The following is a 17,376-nucleotide window of genomic DNA, read 5'->3' as shown; positions in this document are numbered from 1 at the left end:
CCGGCCACGCGGGGCTGGTCAATAGCGCCGAGGGCGGGCCCCGACGGTCATTCGGCGGCGATGGCCGTCTCTCGACGGGGCAGGCCGGCGAGCAGACCCAGCAGGGCGCGGTCGTGCAGCACGACCATCGTCTCGCGGTTGTCGAGCCAGGCCATCAGATCCTCGATCGTCTCGGCATCGCCGATCTTGGCCTGCGCCAGCACGCGATCGCGGTCGATCTCGCCGCGCCGGCGCCCCTCGGCGGCCGGCAGCATCGCCTCGTGCCGGGCCCGCAGCAGCGGGTCGGCATGGATCGCCTCGACGCCGTTGGCGTCGTCGAAGCCGCTCTCCTCCAGTTCGCGCATCAGCGCATTGGCGCGTCCGGCGATCGCCGGCGGCTGCGTTTCCTCGCGCGTCAGCAGCAGGCCGGCGCGCTTGAGGGCGAGGCCGAGCGACAACTGTCCCGAGGCGTAGGAAATCGGGATCGCGAGCAGCAGGCCGAGGATCGTGGGCGACATCCAGCCCGCGAGCGAGGGGGCGATCATGAACGCCGACACGCCCACAAACAGGCCGAACAGAACATGCCAGCGATGCCGGCGCACGATGTCCCGGAAGGGAATGGAGCCGTCGTCGCGCCGCTGCGGGTTCCAGCCGGTGTCGCGGCCGAAGATGATTTGCACCACCGCGCCGGACTGGATCAGCATCAGGATCGGCGCCATCAGGGCCGACATCAGGATCTCGAACAGCGCAGACACCGTGAGCCGGAAGCCGCCGCCGCTCAGCCGCCGCTCGTCGCCGCGGATCAGGGCCAGGATGAGGCCGAAGATCTTGGGCGCAATGAGAATCGCCATGGTGACGCCGAACAGCATCAACGCGCGCTCGGCGTCGAAGCGCGGCCAGGTCGGGAACAAAGAGAACTCGCGGGTGAAATATTCCGGCCGCACGTAGCGCGTCTGCAGGACCAGCATCACGCCGACCAGCAGCTGCGCCAGCCAGAGCGGCGAGGCGAGGTAGGACATGATGCCCGTGGTGAAATGCTGGCGGGTCGGCCAGGTGAGGCCGGCCGCACCCACCACGCGGACGTGCTGGAGGTTGCCCTGGCACCAGCGCCGGTCGCGGGTCGCGAGGTCGATCAGCGAGGGCGGGCTTTCCTCGTAGCTGCCCTGCAGGTCCGGCAGCATGTAGACCGACCAGCCGGCGCGGCGGATCAGCGCGGCCTCGACGAAGTCGTGGCTCATGATGTGGCCGCCGAAGGGCGGCTTGCCCGACAGGGTCGGCATGCCGCAATGGTCGGCGAAGGCCCGCGTGCGGATGATCGCGTTATGGCCCCAGTAATTGCCCTCGCGTCCGGACCATACGGCAAGGCCGGTGGCGATCACCGGGCCGTAGATCTTGGCGGCGAACTGCTGGAGGCGCGCGAACAGCGTGTTCCGGTTGATGATGAGCGGCAGCGACTGGATGATTCCGGAGTCCGGGTCCGCCTCCATCGCCGCCGTGAGGCCGACGATGCAAGCCGAGGTCATCAGGCTGTCGGCGTCAAGCACCAGCATGTGGTCGTAGGCGCCGCCCCACCGCGTGACGAAGTCCTCGATATTGCCGGCCTTGCGGCCAGTGTTGCGCTTGCGGTGACGGTAGAAGATGCGGGCGGACGGCCCCATGCGCTCGCGCAGCGCGTAGAAGGCGCGTTCCTCGGCGATCCATGCATTGGGCTGGGTCGAGTCGGAGAGGATGAAGAAGTCGAAATGCTGCAGCAGGCCGGTTGTGGCAATGTCCTCGATCATCGACTGCAGCGAGGCGAAGACGCGGGCCGTCGCCTCGTTGTAGACGGGCATCACGACCGCGGTGCGCGTCGATAGCGACGACGGCAGGCCGCGCGGCCGCGGGCGGCGCAGCAGCGAGAGGAAGCCGACGATGGCGCTCGTGAAGGCCAGCGCGATCCACGAGAAGTTCACCGTGAACAGGGCGACCAGCGCCCACTGGAGCGGCGTGACGACCGAGACCGACACGACCTTGTACATTTCGAACGCGCCCCAGCCGGTGAGGGCGATGGCGCCGCCGAAGACGAACAGCCGGGTCAACCACGGCGTCGAGCGCGGGCGGATCGGCTTGCGGACGGCGGAGCGCGGAAACGTCGACAGCGACTGGACCGGCATCCGCAGCGGCGCTTCGGGCGGCAATGCGGCCAGCTCGGCGGGCTGCGCCAGCAGGGCGATGGGTGCGGTCACGGTGTCCAACGGTATAGCCATGTCTCGCTGATGGGCTTGCCGGCCGCCTCGAGCACGAGCCGCAACTCGCTCACCGTCTCGGTCCCGACGTCCAGGTCGAAACCAATACGGCACATTTTCCGTTCCGGATACGGCCAGACTCGGATGTTGACCACCGAGCCGGGCGAAGCCGACAAGGCAGGCTTGAGTTCCAGGATCGCCTGGGAGGATTTCAGCGCCTCTCCCTCGAAGTCGATCACGAACCGGCGCTGGGCGTTGTTGCGGCCCCGCCCGACGCGGGTCTCGCCCACCTGCAGAAGGTTCGGCCGCTCCGGCGGCTGCCAGCACCAGAACTGGCGATAGGCGAAGCTGACCTCCGCGCCGGCCGCGAGCGCCTGCTTCGGCCGCCAGTAGCACAGCACGTTGTCGTTGATCTCGCTGTCGGTCGGAATTTCGATAAGCTGAACGAGCCCCGGGCCCCACTCGCCGATCGGCTCGATCCAGAGGCTCGGCCGGCGCTCGAAGTTCTGATCGTCGTCGAGAAAGGCCGTGTAGTCGCGCTCCCGCTGCATCAGGCCGAAGCCGCGCGGGGAGGGGTCGACGAAGGCGGAAATCTGGAGCGTGTCAGGGTTGCTGAGCGGCCGCCAAAGCCACTCGTCGTTGCCGTTCTTGATCTGCAGCCCGGAGCTCTCGAACACTGCGGGGCGCACGTCGTCGACCCCGCGCCTGTCGTTGGGACCGAACAGGAAGGTCGAGCTCATCCCGCCGATGCCGTAGTTCTCGACCGCGGCGCGAGGGAACAGGGTCACCTCGGTGTCGATGATCGACACCTCTCCGCTGCGCAGCGTGAAGCGGTACGCGCCGCACACGCTCTCGCTGTCGAGCAGGGCGTGGATCACCAGCTTCTCGCTTTGCGGGCCGGGCTGCTCGATCCAGAAAGCGCGGAAGAAGGGGAATTCCTCACCCTTCGAATCGCCGGCCTTGAGCGTGAGGCCGCGCGCCATGACCCCGAGGTTCTGCCCGCGCGCCGAGGAGCGGAAGAAGGTCGCGCCCTGGAAAATCGCGACCTCGCGCGTGCGACCGCCCTGCGCGTCGCCGAACACGCGGAAGCCCGAGAAGCCGAGGTCGGGGAGATTGGCCGGGGCCTGCAGGCGGCCATAGTCGAAGCGGGACCGATCGTAGAGCACGCGGCGCACCGCGTTGTCCTCGACGACGAAAAGCTGCACCGCGCTCTGGAAGGCGAATCCCCGATGCAGCGGCTCGATCGAGAAGCTGCGGCCCTCGCCGCCCCACAGCACGGCGCTGGGCTGCGCCCGGATGCCGATATACTGCTCGTAGGTGAGATTGGCGAAAGGCTCAGGCAGGTCGCTCGGAGGCGGGGTGTACGCCTTCTTCGACAAGAGCCGGGCGAGTTCGACGACCGAGGCCGGGTTGAAGCGCTGACCTTCACCAAGCGTTCCCTGGATCGCCTGGGACGTGGCGTTCTGGGCGCTGGCGCCGCCGGTCGCCACCAGAGACGCCGCCGCGCCGCCCGCCAGCGCCAGGAGCCGCCGGCGATCCATGGAGGCGTCCGGGAGAAGAGCGGGAATTATCGGCGGAACGCTGGGCATGGACTCGACACAAATGTCGCCCGAAAGCGTGGGGCGCTCCGGGCGGGGTAGACGTGTTGTCCAACTCCATTTCTTGGGTCTTGGACAGGCCGGGCGAGCTTTTATCACATAATCCCTTAATTGGGAGGCAATTTCGATGGCCGGGTCACGCGAATCCGGCCATCCGGCACAGTTGCGAGGCGGTTTCCGCCGAGCGCGTGGCAGGCGGGTGTCGATTTCGCGGCGGGTAGGCCTCTACGCGTTCCGCGTGCGCCCGGCTTTCGCCCGAACCGCCGGGCCTGCTAGAACCGGCGCGAGATCCTTCCATCCGGGACCCGCCGACCATGACCGAAACCCGCCCTGCCGCCGCGCGCCGCTGTCTCGCCGTCATCCTCGCCGCCGGCGGCGGCGTGCGAATGAAGTCCGAGGTGCCGAAGGTGCTGCACGCGATCGGTGGGCGCAGCCTGCTCTGGCACGTGGTCTCAGCCGTGCGGGACTCCGGGGCGGACGCGGTGGCCGTGGTCGTCGGCCCCGACCGGGACGACGTCGCCGCCGAGGCGCGGCGCGTCGACCCGCAGGTCCGCATCCATGTCCAGCGCGAGCGGCTCGGCACCGCCCACGCCGTGCTGGCGGCCCGCGATTCGCTGGCGGAAGGGTTCGACGACGTGCTCGTGGTGTTCGCCGACACCCCCCTCGTCATGCCGGAGACCTTCAGGCGCATGCGCGAGGCGCTGGCGCGGGGCGCGGCGGTGGCGCCGCTCGCCTTCGAGGCCGCCGATCCCACCGGCTACGGCCGGATGCTGGTGCGCGACGGCCAGCTCGTCGCCATCCGCGAGCACAAGGATGCCGACGAGGCGGAGCGCCGCGTCAGGCTGTGCAACGCCGGCCTGATGGCGCTGGATGGAAAAGGTGCGCTGGAGCTCCTGGAGGGCATCGGGAACGCGAACGCCCAGCGCGAGTATTACCTCACCGACGCCGTCGAGGAGGCGCGCCGAAGGGGCCTTTCCGCCGTCGCGCTGGTCGCCCCCGAGAGCGAGGTGATGGGCGTCAACGACCGGGTCCAGCTCGCCCAGGCCGAGGCGATCCTGCAAGGGCGGCTGCGCACGGCGGCGATGCGCGGCGGCGCGACGCTGGTCGCGCCCGAGACCGTGTTTTTGTCGGTCGACACCAGGCTCGGGCGCGACGTGCTGGTCGAGCCCCACGTGGTCTTCGGGCCCGGGGTGACGGTGGACGACGGCGCCGTCATTCACTCCTTCTCTCACCTGGAGGGCGCGCATGTGGGCCCCGGCGCGACGGTCGGGCCCTTCGGCCGTCTGCGCCCGGGCGCCGATCTCGGTCCCAAGGCGAAGATCGGCAATTTCGTCGAGGTGAAGAGCGCGCAGATCGGCGCGGGGGCGAAGGTGAGCCATCTCACCTATCTCGGGGACGCGAGCGTCGGCGCGAACGCGAATATCGGAGCGGGCACGATCACCTGCAACTACGACGGCTTCCGCAAGTTCAGGACGGAGATCGGGGACAACGCCTTCATCGGCTCGAATTCCGCGCTCGTCGCGCCGGTTCGCGTCGGCGCGGGCGCGTTCGTCGGGTCCGGCTCCGTCATCACCGACGACGTGCCGGCCGACGCGCTGGCGCTGGGGCGGGGGCGGCAAGTCGTGAAGGAGGGCTGGGCGGTGTCGTTCAGGGAGAGGCAGCCGAAGAAGGCGCGGGACTGACAAGCTTGTCACGGAGTGTCATCGAATGTGATTGGCCGAAATCTTGCTGATTGCGTAGATCGGAAAGTGAAGCGAAGGCTTTATCGGCGGAAAGCCGCCGCAATACAAAGAGTTAACGACCAGTCGCGATCTTCCTGCCCATCGAACCCGCGTCTCGGGCGGGATGGTCACGAGCCCTGCCGTAGCGGGCGAGCATTACAAGAGGGGGTCCTGCCATGTGCGGAATCGTGGGAATTCTGGGGGCCAGCCCCGTCGCGCCGCTCATCGTGGACGCCCTGAAGCGTCTCGAATACCGGGGCTACGATTCGGCGGGCGTCGCCACGCTGGAGGACGGCAGGCTGACGCGCCGTCGCGCCGAGGGGAAGCTGCGCAACCTCGAGGCGAAGCTGGCCGAGGCGCCGCTGAAGGGTCACGCCGGCATCGGGCACACGCGTTGGGCGACGCATGGCCGGCCGACCGAGCGCAACGCCCATCCGCACGCCACCGAGCGGCTCGCCGTGGTTCACAACGGAATTATCGAGAACTTCCGCGAGCTGCGGCAGAAGCTGGAAGCCGAGGGCGCCATCTTCGAGACCGAAACCGACACCGAGGTGGTGGCCCGGCTGGTCGACCGTGAGCTGGCGCGTAACGCCGACCCGGAAACCGCCATTTCGCTTGTCCTGCCGCAGTTGCGCGGGGCCTTCGCCCTCGCGTTCCTGTTCGACGGCGAGGACGATTTGCTGATCGGCGCCAGGCAGGGCGCGCCGCTGGCGGTCGGTTACGGCGATGGCGAGATGTATCTCGGTTCGGACGCGCTCGCTTTGGCGCCGTTCACCGACACCATTACTTACCTTGAGGACGGCGACTGGGTGGTGCTGTCGCGCAAGGGCGCGAGCTTCCGCGACGCGGCGAACAGGACAGTCAAGCGCAAGCGCCAGAAATCCGCCGCCGGCGCATTCCTCGTCGACCGGGGCGAGTACCGCCACTTCATGGCGAAGGAGATCCACGAACAGCCGGAAGTCGTCGGGCGGACGCTGGCCCACTATCTCGACATGGCGACGGGCCAGATCCGGCTGCCTTTCGAGGCGAAGTTCGACTGGGCCAAGCTCGAGCGGCTCACGATTTCCGCTTGCGGCACGGCCTACTACGCGGGCCTGGTCGCGAAATACTGGTTCGAGCGGTACGCCCGCCTGCCGGTCGACATCGACGTCGCCTCGGAGTTCCGCTACCGCGAGGCGCCGATGGCGCGAAACGGTCTGGCGCTGTTCATTTCGCAGTCCGGCGAGACCGCCGACACGCTGGCCGGACTGCGCTACGCGCGGGAGCAAGGCCAGCACGTGCTGGCCGTCGTCAACGTGCCGACATCGTCGATCGCACGCGAAAGCGACGTCGTGGCCCCGACGCTGGCCGGCCCCGAGATCGGCGTCGCTTCCACCAAGGCGTTCACCTGCCAGCTCACCGTGTTGGCCTGCCTGGCCATCGCCGCCGGACTGGCCCGAGGCGCACTGAGCGCCGCCGAAGGCGAGGCGCTGGCCAGCGAACTCATCGCGGTTCCGGGCCTGCTCGCCGAGGCGCTCAAGTCGGAGGACCGCATCCAGGAGCTGGCGCGCGACATTTCGCGGGTGTCGGACGTGCTCTATATCGGGCGCGGCACGAGCTTCGCGATGGCGCTGGAAGGCGCGCTGAAGCTCAAGGAAATCTCCTATATCCACGCCGAAGCCTACGCCGCGGGCGAACTGAAGCATGGGCCGATCGCGCTGATCGACGAGACGATGCCCGTCATCGTCATCGCCCCGCGCGACGGGCTGTTCGAGAAGACCGTCTCGAACATGCAGGAGGTCGCCGCGCGCGGCGGCCGCATCGTCATGATCTCGGACCGCGAGACGGTGGGGGAGGCGGGGGTCGACGATCTGCGGGCGATCGAGATGCCCCGCATGGCCCCGAACTTCGCGCCGATCGTGTACGCCGTCCCCGTCCAGCTCCTCGCTTATCACACCGCCGTCGTGCTCGGGCAGGACGTCGACCAGCCGCGCAACCTGGCCAAATCCGTCACGGTTGAATAATCCTCTCGACGCGGCGCGGTGTTACCCGCCATTGTTGCGCCTTCGTCGAAGCGACAACGTGAGCGGAACAAGGTTGCGATGAAGAGCGGACAGGAACCTGGGGGAGACGACGCCCCCCTCGCGGGCGCCGCGTTCATCACCCCGGAGAGCCTTCGACCCACGCGGTCGATGAGCCATCGGCTGCGCGCCTATTTCCTCACCGGCATCGTCATCGCCGGCCCGCTGGCGATCACGGCTTACATCACGTGGTGGTTCATCAATCTCGTCGACGGATGGGTGAAGCCCTTCGTGCCGGCGCGCTATTTGCCGGAAACCTATCTCGATTTCCCGATCCCGGGCTTCGGCCTGATCGTCGCTCTTTTTGGACTGACGCTGCTCGGCTTCCTGACCGCCAACCTCGTCGGGCGTTCGATGCTCGACTTCGGCGAGATGCTTCTGGGCCGCATGCCGGTGGTGCGCGGGCTCTATCGCAGCGTGAAGCAGATCTTCGAGACCGTGTTCTCGCAATCGGGCACGTCGTTCCGAACGGTCGGGCTGGTGCAGTTCCCGACCAAGGGGATGTGGTCCATCGTCTTCATGTCCACGCCGCCGACCGGCGAGATGGCGGAGCGTCTGCCGGGACCGGACGAGCATGTCGCGGTGTTCCTGCCCTGCACCCCGAACCCGACCACCGGCTTCTTTTTCTACCTGCCTCGCAAGGAGGTCATCGAACTCTCGATCTCCGTGGAGGACGGGGCCAAGCTCATCATGTCCGCGGGGCTCATCCAGCCGGAAGGGCAGAAGCGCCTCGCCGGCCTTGCGGCGGAGGCGAAGCGACCGGGCCTCGCGCCGCGCACCTCGATCACGCCGGTGCGCGAGCAGGGCTGAGGGCGCTCAGCCGGCGCGGATCAGCCGGGCCGCCTCGTCCCGCTCAAACAGGTAGAGCAAGACGCGCAAGGCCTGGCCGCGCTCGGAAACGAGGTCGGGGTCGCGCTCCAGAACCAACCTGGCGTCGTCGCGAGCGGCCTGGAGCAGCTCGCCGTGCATGTCCGGAATCGCCAGCTTGAACCCCGGCATGCCCGACTGCCGCGTGCCGAGCACGTCCCCTTCGCCCCGCAGTTTCAGATCCTCTTCCGCGATCTCGAACCCGTCCTCGGTGCGGCGCATGGTGTCGATCCGGGCGCGGGCGGTCTCGCCGAGACCGGACTTGTAGAGGAGGAGGCACGTCGAGCGCCCGCTGCCGCGCCCCACGCGGCCGCGCAGCTGGTGCAACTGGGCGAGGCCGAACCGCTCGGCATGTTCGATGACCATCACCGTCGCCTCGGGAACGTCGACGCCGACCTCGATGACCGTGGTCGCGACCAGGATGGTCGTCTCCCCTCGGGCGAAGGCGCCCATCGCGGCGTCCTTTTCCTTCCCCTTCATCTTGCCGTGGACCAGGCCCACTCGCTCTCCGAAGCGGCGGCGCAGCGTTTCGAACCGGTCGCTGGCGGCGGCCACGTCGAGCTCTTCCGACTCCTCCACGAGCGGGCAGACCCAGTAGACCCGCGCTCCGCCCTCGACGGCGCGGCCGACGGCGTCCACCACTTCGTCGAGCCTGTCGAGCGACACGGCGCGGGTGTCGATGGGCTGGCGGCCGGCCGGCTTGTCGCGCAGCACCGAAACGTCCATGTCGCCGAAATAGGACAGGACGAGAGTGCGCGGGATTGGCGTCGCGGTCATCACCAGCACGTCCACCGCCTCTCCCTTGCGCGACAGGGCGAGGCGCTGGTGAACGCCGAAACGGTGCTGCTCGTCGACCACGGCCAGGCCGAGATCGTGGAACTCGACGCCCTCCTGGAACAGAGCGTGCGTTCCGAAGGCGATATCCACCTGGCCGGCGGCCACGCTCGCCAGGATCTTCTCGCGGGCGGCGCCCGTGTCTCGGCCTGTGAGCAGGGCCACGCGCATTCCGGCCGCCTCGGCAAGCGGTTTCAGGCGATCGTAATGCTGGCGGGCCAGGATTTCGGTCGGCGCCATGAGAGCGCCCTGGTGGCCCGCCTCGACGACGCTGGCCAACGCCAGAAGGGCCACGACCGTCTTTCCCGCCCCCACATCTCCCTGCAGCAGCCGCAGCATCCGCTCGGGCGCGGCGAGGTCGCCCTTGATCTCCTCGACGGCCCGGGCCTGGGCGCCGGTGAGCGAATAGGGCAGCGACCCCAGCAGCTTCGACACGATGCGCCCGTCGCCGGCCTGCGACCGCCCGGCCGCCTTCTTCATGCGCTGGCGCACCAGCAAGAGAGCGAGCTGGCTGGCGAGCACTTCGTCATAGGCGAGGCGTTTTCGCGCCGGGCCGAGCGGCGCGACATCGTCGGCGGATCGCGGCTGGTGCAGCGTCCGCAACGCGTCCCCGAACGAGGGTAGGCGCTGCCGCGCCAGCCAGGACGGATCCTGCCACTCCGGGAGCGTCGGCGTCCGGTCGAGCGCGGCGGCGGCCGCCCTGGCGACCGTGGCGGGGAAGAGCCCTTCCGTAAGTCCGTAGACCGGCTCGAAGGCGGCCATCGTCTCGGCGGCGCGCAAGTCGAGGACGCGGTCGGGATGCACCATCTGGAGTCGGCCGTCCCAGGTCTCCAGCTTGCCGGAAACGACGCGGATTTCGCCGATGGGGAGCAGCTTCTCCAGCCGCTGCCTGACGCCGCCGAAGAAGATCAGCGTCAGGTCGCCGGTCTCGTCGGAACACAGTACGCGGTAGGGCGCCTTCGACCGGCCGGACGGCGCGGGCCGATGCTCGTCGACGCGCACGGTGACGGTGACGATCGTGTCGCGGAGGGCTTCGGACAGGCGGGGGCGGGCGCTGCGGTCGATGACCGCGTAGGGCAGGTGGAACAGCAGGTCGAGGACTCGCGCGCCCTTGCCGGCCTCGCCGACCAGGCGCTCGAAATGGGCCGCGGCCTTGGGGCCGACGCCGGGGAGCGTCGCGACGCTGGCGAAGAGCGGGTTGAGGAGCGCGGGTCGCATCGGTCCGGAATCAGCGGCATGGGCACGGCACTATGCGACAGGGTTCGTCCAGTCGCCAAAGCATCCGGCCCACGGCCAAGCTTGTGTCTTTCGCGCAACATCGCGGACGAATGAACACACGCCACGCCGAGTCCCGGCTGACGCCGCGTTGCCGCCACAAACCGCCAGCACCGTCACCGTCAGGCAAGTGACTGAGAACTTACAATTTTTCACCACGCCCCTCGCGTTAACCCTTGGTTCGCTACGCCCATGGGCGTTTCCTCCGGGGACTTGCGCGGGACGCGGGCCGTGGCATCAGTGGAAAGCCTTCAGGGGTCTGTGCGGCATGGCGTGGTGTGTTCAGTCAACTTCGGGCGTCGCAGGCGCTGCCTGCCCCAAATTCGACCTGAAGTCGCGCCATACGGACGACCGCACGGGGGGCGCCGGCGTGATGGCCCAGTCCGCATCGGCCGCCGACGGCCGGGCGGATCGCAGCGATCCCGCCGATGCTGAAATGCACCGTCATGCGCATTCCTGATCTCCTCGGCCGCGGCCTCATCCTCGCCGTCCTTCCCATGGCGTGCGCCACGCAGGCGCTGGCGCTGGACGGCAAGTCGTCCGCCCCCGCTTCCGCGACGTTGCCGATGGACGCGTTCAAGTCCACGCGCGACGCGTTCCGCGCGGGGATCGAGGAATATAACGCCGGCCACAAGGCGGGAGCCGTCAAGGCGCTCGAATACGCGGCCAGCCAGGGCCATGCTTTGGCGCGCTGGAAGCTTGGCCGCATGTACGCCAACGGCGACGGCGTGCCGCAGGACGACCTCAAGGCGTTCGAAAACTTCTCGCGCATCGCCGACGAGCATGCCGACGAGAGCCCGGATTCGACCAGCGCCCGCTTCGTGTCGAGCGCCTTCGTCGCGCTCGGCTCCTATTATCTGGACGGCATTCCGAACACCTACGTGAAGCCGAACGGCGCGCGGGCGCGCGAAATGTTCCAGTACGCGGCGTCGTATTTCGGCGACCCGGACGCCCAGTACAGCCTGGCGCGCCTCTATCTCGATGGCGTCGGGGGCGGCAAGGATCTGCGCCAGGCCATGCGCTGGCTCAACCTCGCGGCCGAGAAGCAGCACGCACCGTCGCAGGCCCTGCTCGGGCACCTGCTGTTCACCGGCGAGGGCGGCATGCGCCAGCGGGCGCGCGGCCTGATGTGGCTCACCATCGCACGCGACGCGGCCGACCCCGATCGCGACGGCTGGATCATCGACCTGCACGACAAGGCGTTCAAGGAGGCGGCCGATACGGACCGCCAGGCCGCGCTGGCCTTCCTCGAGCAGCAGATCAAGAAGCGGCCCTGACGCCGCGCGGCCGCGGCGCTACAGCGCGAGGTCGATCCGCACCGGAACGTGGTCCGACGGCTTTTCCCAGGCCCGCACGTGCTTGTCGACTTCGCAGCAGGACAGCCGGTCCGCCGCCTGGGGCGACAGCAACAGGTGGTCGATGCGGATGCCGTTGTTCTTCTGCCACGCGCCGGCCTGATAGTCCCAGAACGTGTAGATGCCGTCCCGCCCGTCGCAGGCGCGCAGCGCGTCGGTGAGGCCGATATTCGTCAACTCCCGGAACTTGGCGCGCGTGCGCGGGAGATAGAGGGCGTCGCCGACCCAGAGCTCGGGATTGTGGACGTCGCGCGGCTCCGGGATGACGTTGTAGTCGCCGGCGAGCACCAGCGGCTCCTCGAGCCGCAGCAGACCCTCCGCATGGCGGATGAGACGGTCCATCCAGGCCAGCTTATACGGATATTTCTCGGTGGCGGGCGGGTTGCCGTTCGGCAGGTAGATCGACGCGACCCGCACGACCCCGCCGCCTTCGCGCGAGATCACCGCCTCGATGTAGCGCGACTGGACGTCCTGGTCGTCGCCGGGAAGGCCGCGGACGACTTCGTCGAACGGCCGCAGCGAGAGGATCGCGACGCCGTTGAACGTCTTCTGCCCGTGGGTGGCGACGTTGTAGCCCAGCGCCTCGATCTCCAGCGCCGGGAACGCCTCGTCCTGGCACTTCAGCTCCTGCAGGCAGACGATGTCGGGGCGGGCCTCCTTCAGCCACGCCACGAGGTGTTCGAGGCGCTGCTTGACCGAGTTCACGTTCCAGGTGGCGATACGCATGGGCGGGCTCCGGGCGGGGCGGCAAAGTAGATCAGATTCAGGCGGCAGGGGAACCCGCTTGCGGGTGGACGGCGGAGGGTCTAGGCCGGCGCGGACGAAAGGAGCGCCCCGTGTCCGCAGCCTGCACCGTGGTCGGCCTGGCCATCGTCTCCGAGGACGACCGCATCGCCGACGCCGCCGGTGCGATGCCCGCCAGCCTGCGCAACGACGCGGACTGGCGGCGTTTCCAGGCCGAGCTCGACAAGGCCAGCCTCGTAGTGCTCGGACGGCTTGGGCACGAGGCGCACGCCAACACGAAGCAACGGCCGCGCATGGTGGTGTCGTCGCGCTCCTCGGGGCTGGAGCGGCGCTCCGACGCCTGGTGGTGGAACCCGGCGCGGCTTTCCTGGGCCGACGCGCTGGCGCGCGCCGCGCCGCAAGGCGGGATTATCGCGGTGCCGGGCGGGCAGGGAGTGTTCGACCTGTTCCTCGAACTCGGCTACGACGCGTTCCATCTCACCCGCGCGCACGGCGTGACGATCCCAAACGGGCGCACGCTGTTCTCGGGCCTGTCGGCAAATCGCACCGCCGAGGCCGTTTTGGCCGGGCGTGGCCTGCTCCCGGGGCCGGCGGAGACCATCGATCCCGCCGGGCCGGTGACGCTGACGGTGTGGCGTCGCGTCAGATCGGGCGCTTGAGCTTGCAGGCGTCGATGGCCTTCAGCGCCTTTTCGCGCGCCGAGTCGTCGAAATAGCTCTTGGCGCGGAAGAATTCGAATTCGCTGTTGCTGAGCGCGTTCACGGTGCGGGTCGCGTAGCAGCGGCAGGCGCTCGTCAGATTGGCGACGGCGGACCCGCTCTCCTTGGCCCACTGCTTCTCGCAACCCTCCGCCACGTAATCCTTGGCCTGCGAGCGGCGCATGGTCGCGGTCGCCGGGTCCGGCGCGGGATTGGCGAAGTTGGACGACGACGCCCCGGCGAGGGCCACGCCGGTCGAGAGAAGAAGGCAGGCAGCAGTCAGAACGGCGCGCATCGTTGTCGAATCCCTGTCGAATCCCGGTTCCGCAGTTTCGGCAGGGCGGGCGCGGCGTCAATCCTTCGTCAGGCTCACATGATTGTCATGAAAGGCCGCGCCGCCGAACGGGGCGGTCGCGTCGCTGCCGGTCAGGTGGTTGATGCCCTTGCCGTCCTCGTAGGCGGCGTCGGGCCACACCGACTCGGCGATCAGCACGCCGCGCCGCACGCCGTCGAACAGCCGGGCTGCCAGGCGCACGCGCCCGCGCTCGTTTTCGAGCGCCACTTTGTCGCCGTCGGCGATGCCGAGGGCCGCCGCGTCGGCGGGATGCACGAGCACGGTCGGCCGTTCCTCCCGGGCGCGCGAAGTCGGCGTCTCGGTGAAGGTGGAGTTGAGGAAATTGCGCGCCGGGCTGGTGGCGAGCCGGAACGGGTAGGCCTCCGTGGCGTCCTCGATCACGGCCCAGTGGTCGGGCATCTTCGGAATCGTCGCGATCGGACCCATGGGCCCGTTATTGGCGAAGGGCGTCTTGGGCCAGTCCGGCTTGAAGCGGAACTTGCCGTCCTTCCACGCGAAGCCGCGCAGGTAATGCGCCTCCTCGAAGCTCGGCTGCACGTCGATCCACTTCTTCGCTTCGAGGTTGTCGAGCGTGCCCCAGCCGGAGTGCTGCAGCGTCCAGTCGATGATCTCGCGGGGAGACATGTCGAAGCCGCGATGCTCGGCTCCCACGCGCCGGGCGAGGCCGGCGATGACGTCGTGGTTGGAGCGCGCATCCCCCGGCGGGTCGATCGCCTTCGGCCCGAACATGATGTGCTGGTGGCCGCCGCCCTGGTAGAGGTCGTCGTGCTCCAGGAACATGGTCGCGGGCAGCACGACGTCGGCGTGCTTCGCCGTCTCGGTCATGAACTGCTCGTGCACGCAGACGAAGAGGTCGTCGCGCGCGAAGCCCTTCTTGACCAGACCCTGCTCGGGCGCGACCGAGGCGGGGTTGGTGTTCTGGATCAGCATGGCCTTCACGGGCGGCCCGTCGAACAGCGCCTCGCGGTCGCCGGTCAGGATGCGTCCGACCCGCGACTGGTCGAGCCGGCGCGTCGACGGGTCCATCACGTCGAGCCCCTCGATCAGGCTCTTGCGCCAGTGGTAGATCGCGCCGTTGTTGTGGAACGCGCCGCCCCCCTCGTACTGCCATGCGCCCGTGACGGCGGCGATGCAGGAGGCGGCGTGCATGTTCACTGCGCCGTTGCGCTGGCGCGAGAAGCCATAGCCGAGGCGGAAGAACGTCCGCTTCGTCGTGCCGACGAGACGCGCGAAGGCCTCGATTTCAGCCACGGACAGGCCCGTGATGGCGGACGCCCATTCCGGAGTGCGGGTGCGCAGGTGCTCTTCCAGGTCGGCGGGCGCGTCGGTGTAGCGCTCCATGTAGGCGCGGTCGGCGAGTCCCTCGCGGAACAGCACGTGCATCACCGCGCAGGCGAGCGCGCCGTCCGTGCCGGGACGCAGGCACAGGCCCATGTCGGCCTGCTTCATCGTCGCGTTCCGATAGACGTCGATGACGACGATCTTGGCGCCGCGCTCCTTGCGGGCGCGGGTCGCGTGGGTCATCACGTTGACCTGCGTCGCGACGGCGTTGGTGCCCCAGATCACCACGCAGTCCGCCTTGGCCATTTCGCGCGGGTCGGGCCCGGCCAGCTTGCCGGTGCCGGCGATATAGCCGGGCCACGCCAGATTGACGCAGATGGTGGAGTAGAAGCGCGAATAGCGCTTGGCGTGGGTCAGGCGGTTGATGCCGTCCCGCATCACCAGTCCCATCGTCCCGGCATAGTAATAGGGCCAGACGGATTGCGAGCCGAACTCGTGCTCCGCCTTCAGGAAGCCGTCCGCGACGCGGTCGAGGGCCTCGTCCCAGGAAATCCGGGTGAACTGGCCGGAGCCCTTCGGCCCGGTGCGCAGGAGCGGATGCAGCAGCCGGTCGGGGTGGTGAATGCGCTCGGCGTAGCGCGCCACTTTCGCGCAGATCACGCCGGCGGTGTAGGTCTGGTCCTCCGCCCCGTACACGCGGCCGATACGGTTGCCGCCGAGAACCTCGACTTCCAGCGAACAGGTCGAGGGGCAGTCGTGAGGGCAGGCCGACGGCTTGCGGATGACGGGGGAGGGGACGTTCATGGGCGTGTCTCGGAGCGCTTCATCATGGGGCGGCCCGCGCAGCGTGTCGAGCATGAGCCCCAAAGAAAAAGGCGGCCCGAAGGCCGCCCTGGATTGTCCGCGCGGTGCGCTCAGCCGACGATCTCGTTGCCCGAGAAGAACTGGGCGATCTCGATCGCCGCCGTCTCGGGGGCGTCCGAGCCGTGGACGCTGTTCTCGCCGACCGACTTGGCGAAGAGCTTGCGGATCGTGCCCTCGGCGGCGTTGGCCGGGTTGGTGGCGCCCATCACCTCGCGATAGCGGGCGATGGCGTTGTCGCCTTCCAGCACCTGCACGACCACCGGGCCGGAGGTCATGAAGTCGACCAGCTCGCCGAAGAAGGGACGCTCCTTGTGGACCGCGTAGAACGTCTCGGCCTGCTGGCGCGTCATGTGGATGCGCTTCTGGGCGACGATGCGCAGGCCGGCGCCCTCGATGACGGCGTTGACGGCGCCGGTCAGGTTCCGCTCGGTGGCGTCGGGCTTGATGATCGAAAAAGTGCGCTGCAGCGCCATGGGTCGTCCTTCCTGATTGTCGAAATCGGCGTCGCCCGCCGGGCGGCGCTTGAAACCGTGCAACACCCATAGGTGAAGAGTGCGCGGCTTATAGCCTCGACGGAAGCGCGCCACAAGGCGCGGCCATGCGCCTAAAGCGGCATCGAAGCGGCGGGAAGGCCCACGCGGGCGGTGCGGATCTGGCTTCCGGCCGAGCCCAGCACGGCGAGGCCGGCGAGGAGGGCCAGGGCGACGAGGAGCATGGCTCCGAGCGAAAGACGGTTGCAGCGCATCGAGTTGACCGAATCGGCGTCCCAGTCGACGCCGCCGGGAACCACAACGCCCATGCAACCGGGCGTAAACATGGCCGTGTTTGGGCGCGCCTCGCCCAGATTCAGGCGGCCGGCTCGCCGATGTCGGGCGACGGATTGACCAGAATGCCCGACGGCCCAGCGACGTCGTGCTCCAGCACCCGCCCGTCCACGAGCCGCGCGCGACCGCTGGCGACCAGCGCGACGGCGAGCGGGTAGAGCCGGTGCTCCACCGCAAGCACCCGTCCGCCCAGCGAGTCCGGCGTGTCGCCGGCCAGCACGGGAACCGCGCCCTGCGCCACGATGGGGCCGGCGTCGAGTTCCGGCACGACGAAGTGGACGGTGCAGCCGTGCAGCTTGACGCCTTCCTCCAGCGCCCGCTCGTGGGTGTGCAACCCCCGGAAGGCGGGCAGGAGCGACGGATGAATATTGAGGAGCCGGCCGGTCCAGCGCTCGATGAACCAGGGCGTCAGCACGCGCATGAAGCCGGCGAGGCAGACGAGTTCGACGCCATGTCGGTCGAGTTCGGTCTGCATCGCCGCCTCGAATGAGGCGCGGTCCGGGTAGGCCTTGTGATCGACGACCGCCGTCGCGAACCCGGCTTCCGCGGCGCGGGCGAGCCCCGCCGCGTCCGGCCGGTTCGACATCACCAGAACGATCTGCGCCGGATAGGCCGGCTGGCGCGCGGCCTCGAGGAGCGCGGTCATGTTCGAGCCGCGCCCCGAGATCAGGATCGCCGTGCGCATCCGCGCCATGT

Annotated in this window: 14 protein-coding genes; 5 read left to right on the top strand and 9 right to left on the bottom strand. The window is 68.9% G+C overall.

Annotation, left to right across the window (positions count from 1 at the left end):
* Positions 1-47: 47 nt before the first annotated feature.
* Together mdoH and NK718_RS12725 are read right to left on the bottom strand one after the other, a co-directional pair.
* Positions 48-2,225 carry a glucans biosynthesis glucosyltransferase MdoH gene (gene mdoH / locus NK718_RS12730; RefSeq protein ID WP_256515598.1) on the bottom strand — a complete coding sequence of 726 codons (2,178 nt, stop codon included), beginning with the start codon at positions 2,223-2,225 and terminating at the stop codon, positions 48-50.
* Positions 2,201-3,745: an OpgD/OpgG family glucan biosynthesis protein gene (locus NK718_RS12725; protein WP_254742747.1), complete on the bottom strand. Its 1,545-nt coding sequence runs from the start codon at positions 3,743-3,745 to the stop codon at positions 2,201-2,203. The genes mdoH and NK718_RS12725 overlap by 25 nt, the downstream gene beginning before the upstream one ends.
* A gap of 371 nt (positions 3,746-4,116) precedes the next feature.
* Between NK718_RS12725 and glmU the strand changes: the two genes are divergently transcribed.
* The 3 genes from glmU to NK718_RS12710 all read left to right on the top strand — a co-directional run bounded on the left by glmU (position 4,117) and on the right by NK718_RS12710 (position 8,393).
* The gene (glmU, locus tag NK718_RS12720; RefSeq protein WP_254742744.1) at positions 4,117-5,484 is read left to right on the top strand and encodes a bifunctional UDP-N-acetylglucosamine diphosphorylase/glucosamine-1-phosphate N-acetyltransferase GlmU; all 1,368 of its coding nucleotides are present in this window, start codon (positions 4,117-4,119) and stop codon (positions 5,482-5,484) included.
* A 215-nt stretch (positions 5,485-5,699) separates the two neighbouring features.
* A complete protein-coding gene (gene glmS / locus NK718_RS12715) occupies positions 5,700-7,526 on the top strand; it encodes a glutamine--fructose-6-phosphate transaminase (isomerizing) (RefSeq protein ID WP_254742741.1) in 1,827 nt (608 codons plus the stop codon).
* Between the two features lie 168 nt (positions 7,527-7,694).
* Positions 7,695-8,393 (top strand): DUF502 domain-containing protein, encoded by a 699-nt coding sequence (locus tag NK718_RS12710; protein ID WP_254742738.1) that lies wholly within the window; start codon positions 7,695-7,697, stop codon positions 8,391-8,393.
* A gap of 6 nt (positions 8,394-8,399) precedes the next feature.
* Here the strand turns inward: NK718_RS12710 and recG are convergent, their stop codons facing one another.
* Positions 8,400-10,502 carry an ATP-dependent DNA helicase RecG gene (gene recG / locus NK718_RS12705; RefSeq protein WP_254742734.1) on the bottom strand — a complete coding sequence of 701 codons (2,103 nt, stop codon included), beginning with the start codon at positions 10,500-10,502 and terminating at the stop codon, positions 8,400-8,402.
* A gap of 485 nt (positions 10,503-10,987) precedes the next feature.
* On the opposite strand from recG, the gene NK718_RS12700 reads away from it, so the two are divergent.
* Positions 10,988-11,836, top strand: coding sequence for a tetratricopeptide repeat protein (locus NK718_RS12700; RefSeq protein WP_254742731.1), 849 nt, complete (start codon positions 10,988-10,990; stop codon positions 11,834-11,836).
* Positions 11,837-11,854: 18 nt separating this feature from the next.
* Here the strand turns inward: NK718_RS12700 and xth are convergent, their stop codons facing one another.
* Positions 11,855-12,640 (bottom strand): exodeoxyribonuclease III, encoded by a 786-nt coding sequence (gene xth, locus NK718_RS12695; protein ID WP_254742728.1) that lies wholly within the window; start codon positions 12,638-12,640, stop codon positions 11,855-11,857.
* A 110-nt stretch (positions 12,641-12,750) separates the two neighbouring features.
* Here xth and NK718_RS12690 point away from each other — a divergent pair, with 110 nt between their 5' ends.
* A complete protein-coding gene (locus NK718_RS12690; RefSeq protein ID WP_254742725.1) occupies positions 12,751-13,317 on the top strand; it encodes a dihydrofolate reductase family protein in 567 nt (188 codons plus the stop codon).
* Here NK718_RS12690 and NK718_RS12685 read toward each other — a convergent pair.
* From NK718_RS12685 to purN, 5 genes are all read right to left on the bottom strand, one after another.
* The gene (locus tag NK718_RS12685) at positions 13,301-13,651 is read right to left on the bottom strand and encodes a hypothetical protein (RefSeq protein ID WP_254742723.1); all 351 of its coding nucleotides are present in this window, start codon (positions 13,649-13,651) and stop codon (positions 13,301-13,303) included. The two genes, NK718_RS12690 and NK718_RS12685, sit on opposite strands and share 17 nt — an antisense overlap.
* 57 nt (positions 13,652-13,708) lie before the next feature.
* Positions 13,709-15,796, bottom strand: coding sequence for a molybdopterin-containing oxidoreductase family protein (locus tag NK718_RS12680; RefSeq protein ID WP_254742720.1), 2,088 nt, complete (start codon positions 15,794-15,796; stop codon positions 13,709-13,711).
* Positions 15,797-15,906: 110 nt separating this feature from the next.
* The gene (ndk, locus tag NK718_RS12675; RefSeq protein WP_254742717.1) at positions 15,907-16,329 is read right to left on the bottom strand and encodes a nucleoside-diphosphate kinase; all 423 of its coding nucleotides are present in this window, start codon (positions 16,327-16,329) and stop codon (positions 15,907-15,909) included.
* Between the two features lie 131 nt (positions 16,330-16,460).
* Entirely contained in the window at positions 16,461-16,673 is a 213-nt protein-coding gene (locus NK718_RS12670; protein WP_254742714.1) for a hypothetical protein, read from the bottom strand.
* 29 nt (positions 16,674-16,702) lie between these two features.
* Positions 16,703-17,374 (bottom strand): phosphoribosylglycinamide formyltransferase, encoded by a 672-nt coding sequence (gene purN, locus NK718_RS12665; protein WP_254742711.1) that lies wholly within the window; start codon positions 17,372-17,374, stop codon positions 16,703-16,705.
* Positions 17,375-17,376: the final 2 nt, after the last annotated feature.

This window comes from Alsobacter ponti (assembly GCF_024294805.1).
GTDB classification, from domain to species: domain Bacteria; phylum Pseudomonadota; class Alphaproteobacteria; order Rhizobiales; family Beijerinckiaceae; genus Alsobacter; species Alsobacter ponti.
Note: the sequence above shows the minus strand (reverse complement) of the source record. Positions and strands in the feature narration are given on the sequence as shown.

Bases quoted from the DNA above. Each gene is read 5' to 3' on its own strand.
- purN (WP_254742711.1), bottom strand. From the start codon at position 17,374: ATGGCGCGGATGCGCACGGCGATCCTGATCTCGGGGCGCGGCTCGAAC.
- NK718_RS12670 (WP_254742714.1), bottom strand. From the start codon at position 16,673: ATGTTTACGCCCGGTTGCATGGGCGTTGTGGTTCCCGGCGGCGTCGAC.
- NK718_RS12710 (WP_254742738.1), top strand. From the start codon at position 7,695: ATGAGCCATCGGCTGCGCGCCTATTTCCTCACCGGCATCGTCATCGCC.
- glmS (WP_254742741.1), top strand. From the start codon at position 5,700: ATGTGCGGAATCGTGGGAATTCTGGGGGCCAGCCCCGTCGCGCCGCTC.
- ndk (WP_254742717.1), bottom strand. From the start codon at position 16,329: ATGGCGCTGCAGCGCACTTTTTCGATCATCAAGCCCGACGCCACCGAG.
- NK718_RS12680 (WP_254742720.1), bottom strand. From the start codon at position 15,796: ATGAACGTCCCCTCCCCCGTCATCCGCAAGCCGTCGGCCTGCCCTCAC.
- glmU (WP_254742744.1), top strand. From the start codon at position 4,117: ATGACCGAAACCCGCCCTGCCGCCGCGCGCCGCTGTCTCGCCGTCATC.
- mdoH (WP_256515598.1), bottom strand. From the start codon at position 2,225: ATGGCTATACCGTTGGACACCGTGACCGCACCCATCGCCCTGCTGGCG.
- recG (WP_254742734.1), bottom strand. From the start codon at position 10,502: ATGCGACCCGCGCTCCTCAACCCGCTCTTCGCCAGCGTCGCGACGCTC.
- NK718_RS12700 (WP_254742731.1), top strand. From the start codon at position 10,988: ATGCTGAAATGCACCGTCATGCGCATTCCTGATCTCCTCGGCCGCGGC.
- NK718_RS12685 (WP_254742723.1), bottom strand. From the start codon at position 13,651: ATGCGCGCCGTTCTGACTGCTGCCTGCCTTCTTCTCTCGACCGGCGTG.
- NK718_RS12725 (WP_254742747.1), bottom strand. From the start codon at position 3,745: ATGGATCGCCGGCGGCTCCTGGCGCTGGCGGGCGGCGCGGCGGCGTCT.
- xth (WP_254742728.1), bottom strand. From the start codon at position 12,640: ATGCGTATCGCCACCTGGAACGTGAACTCGGTCAAGCAGCGCCTCGAA.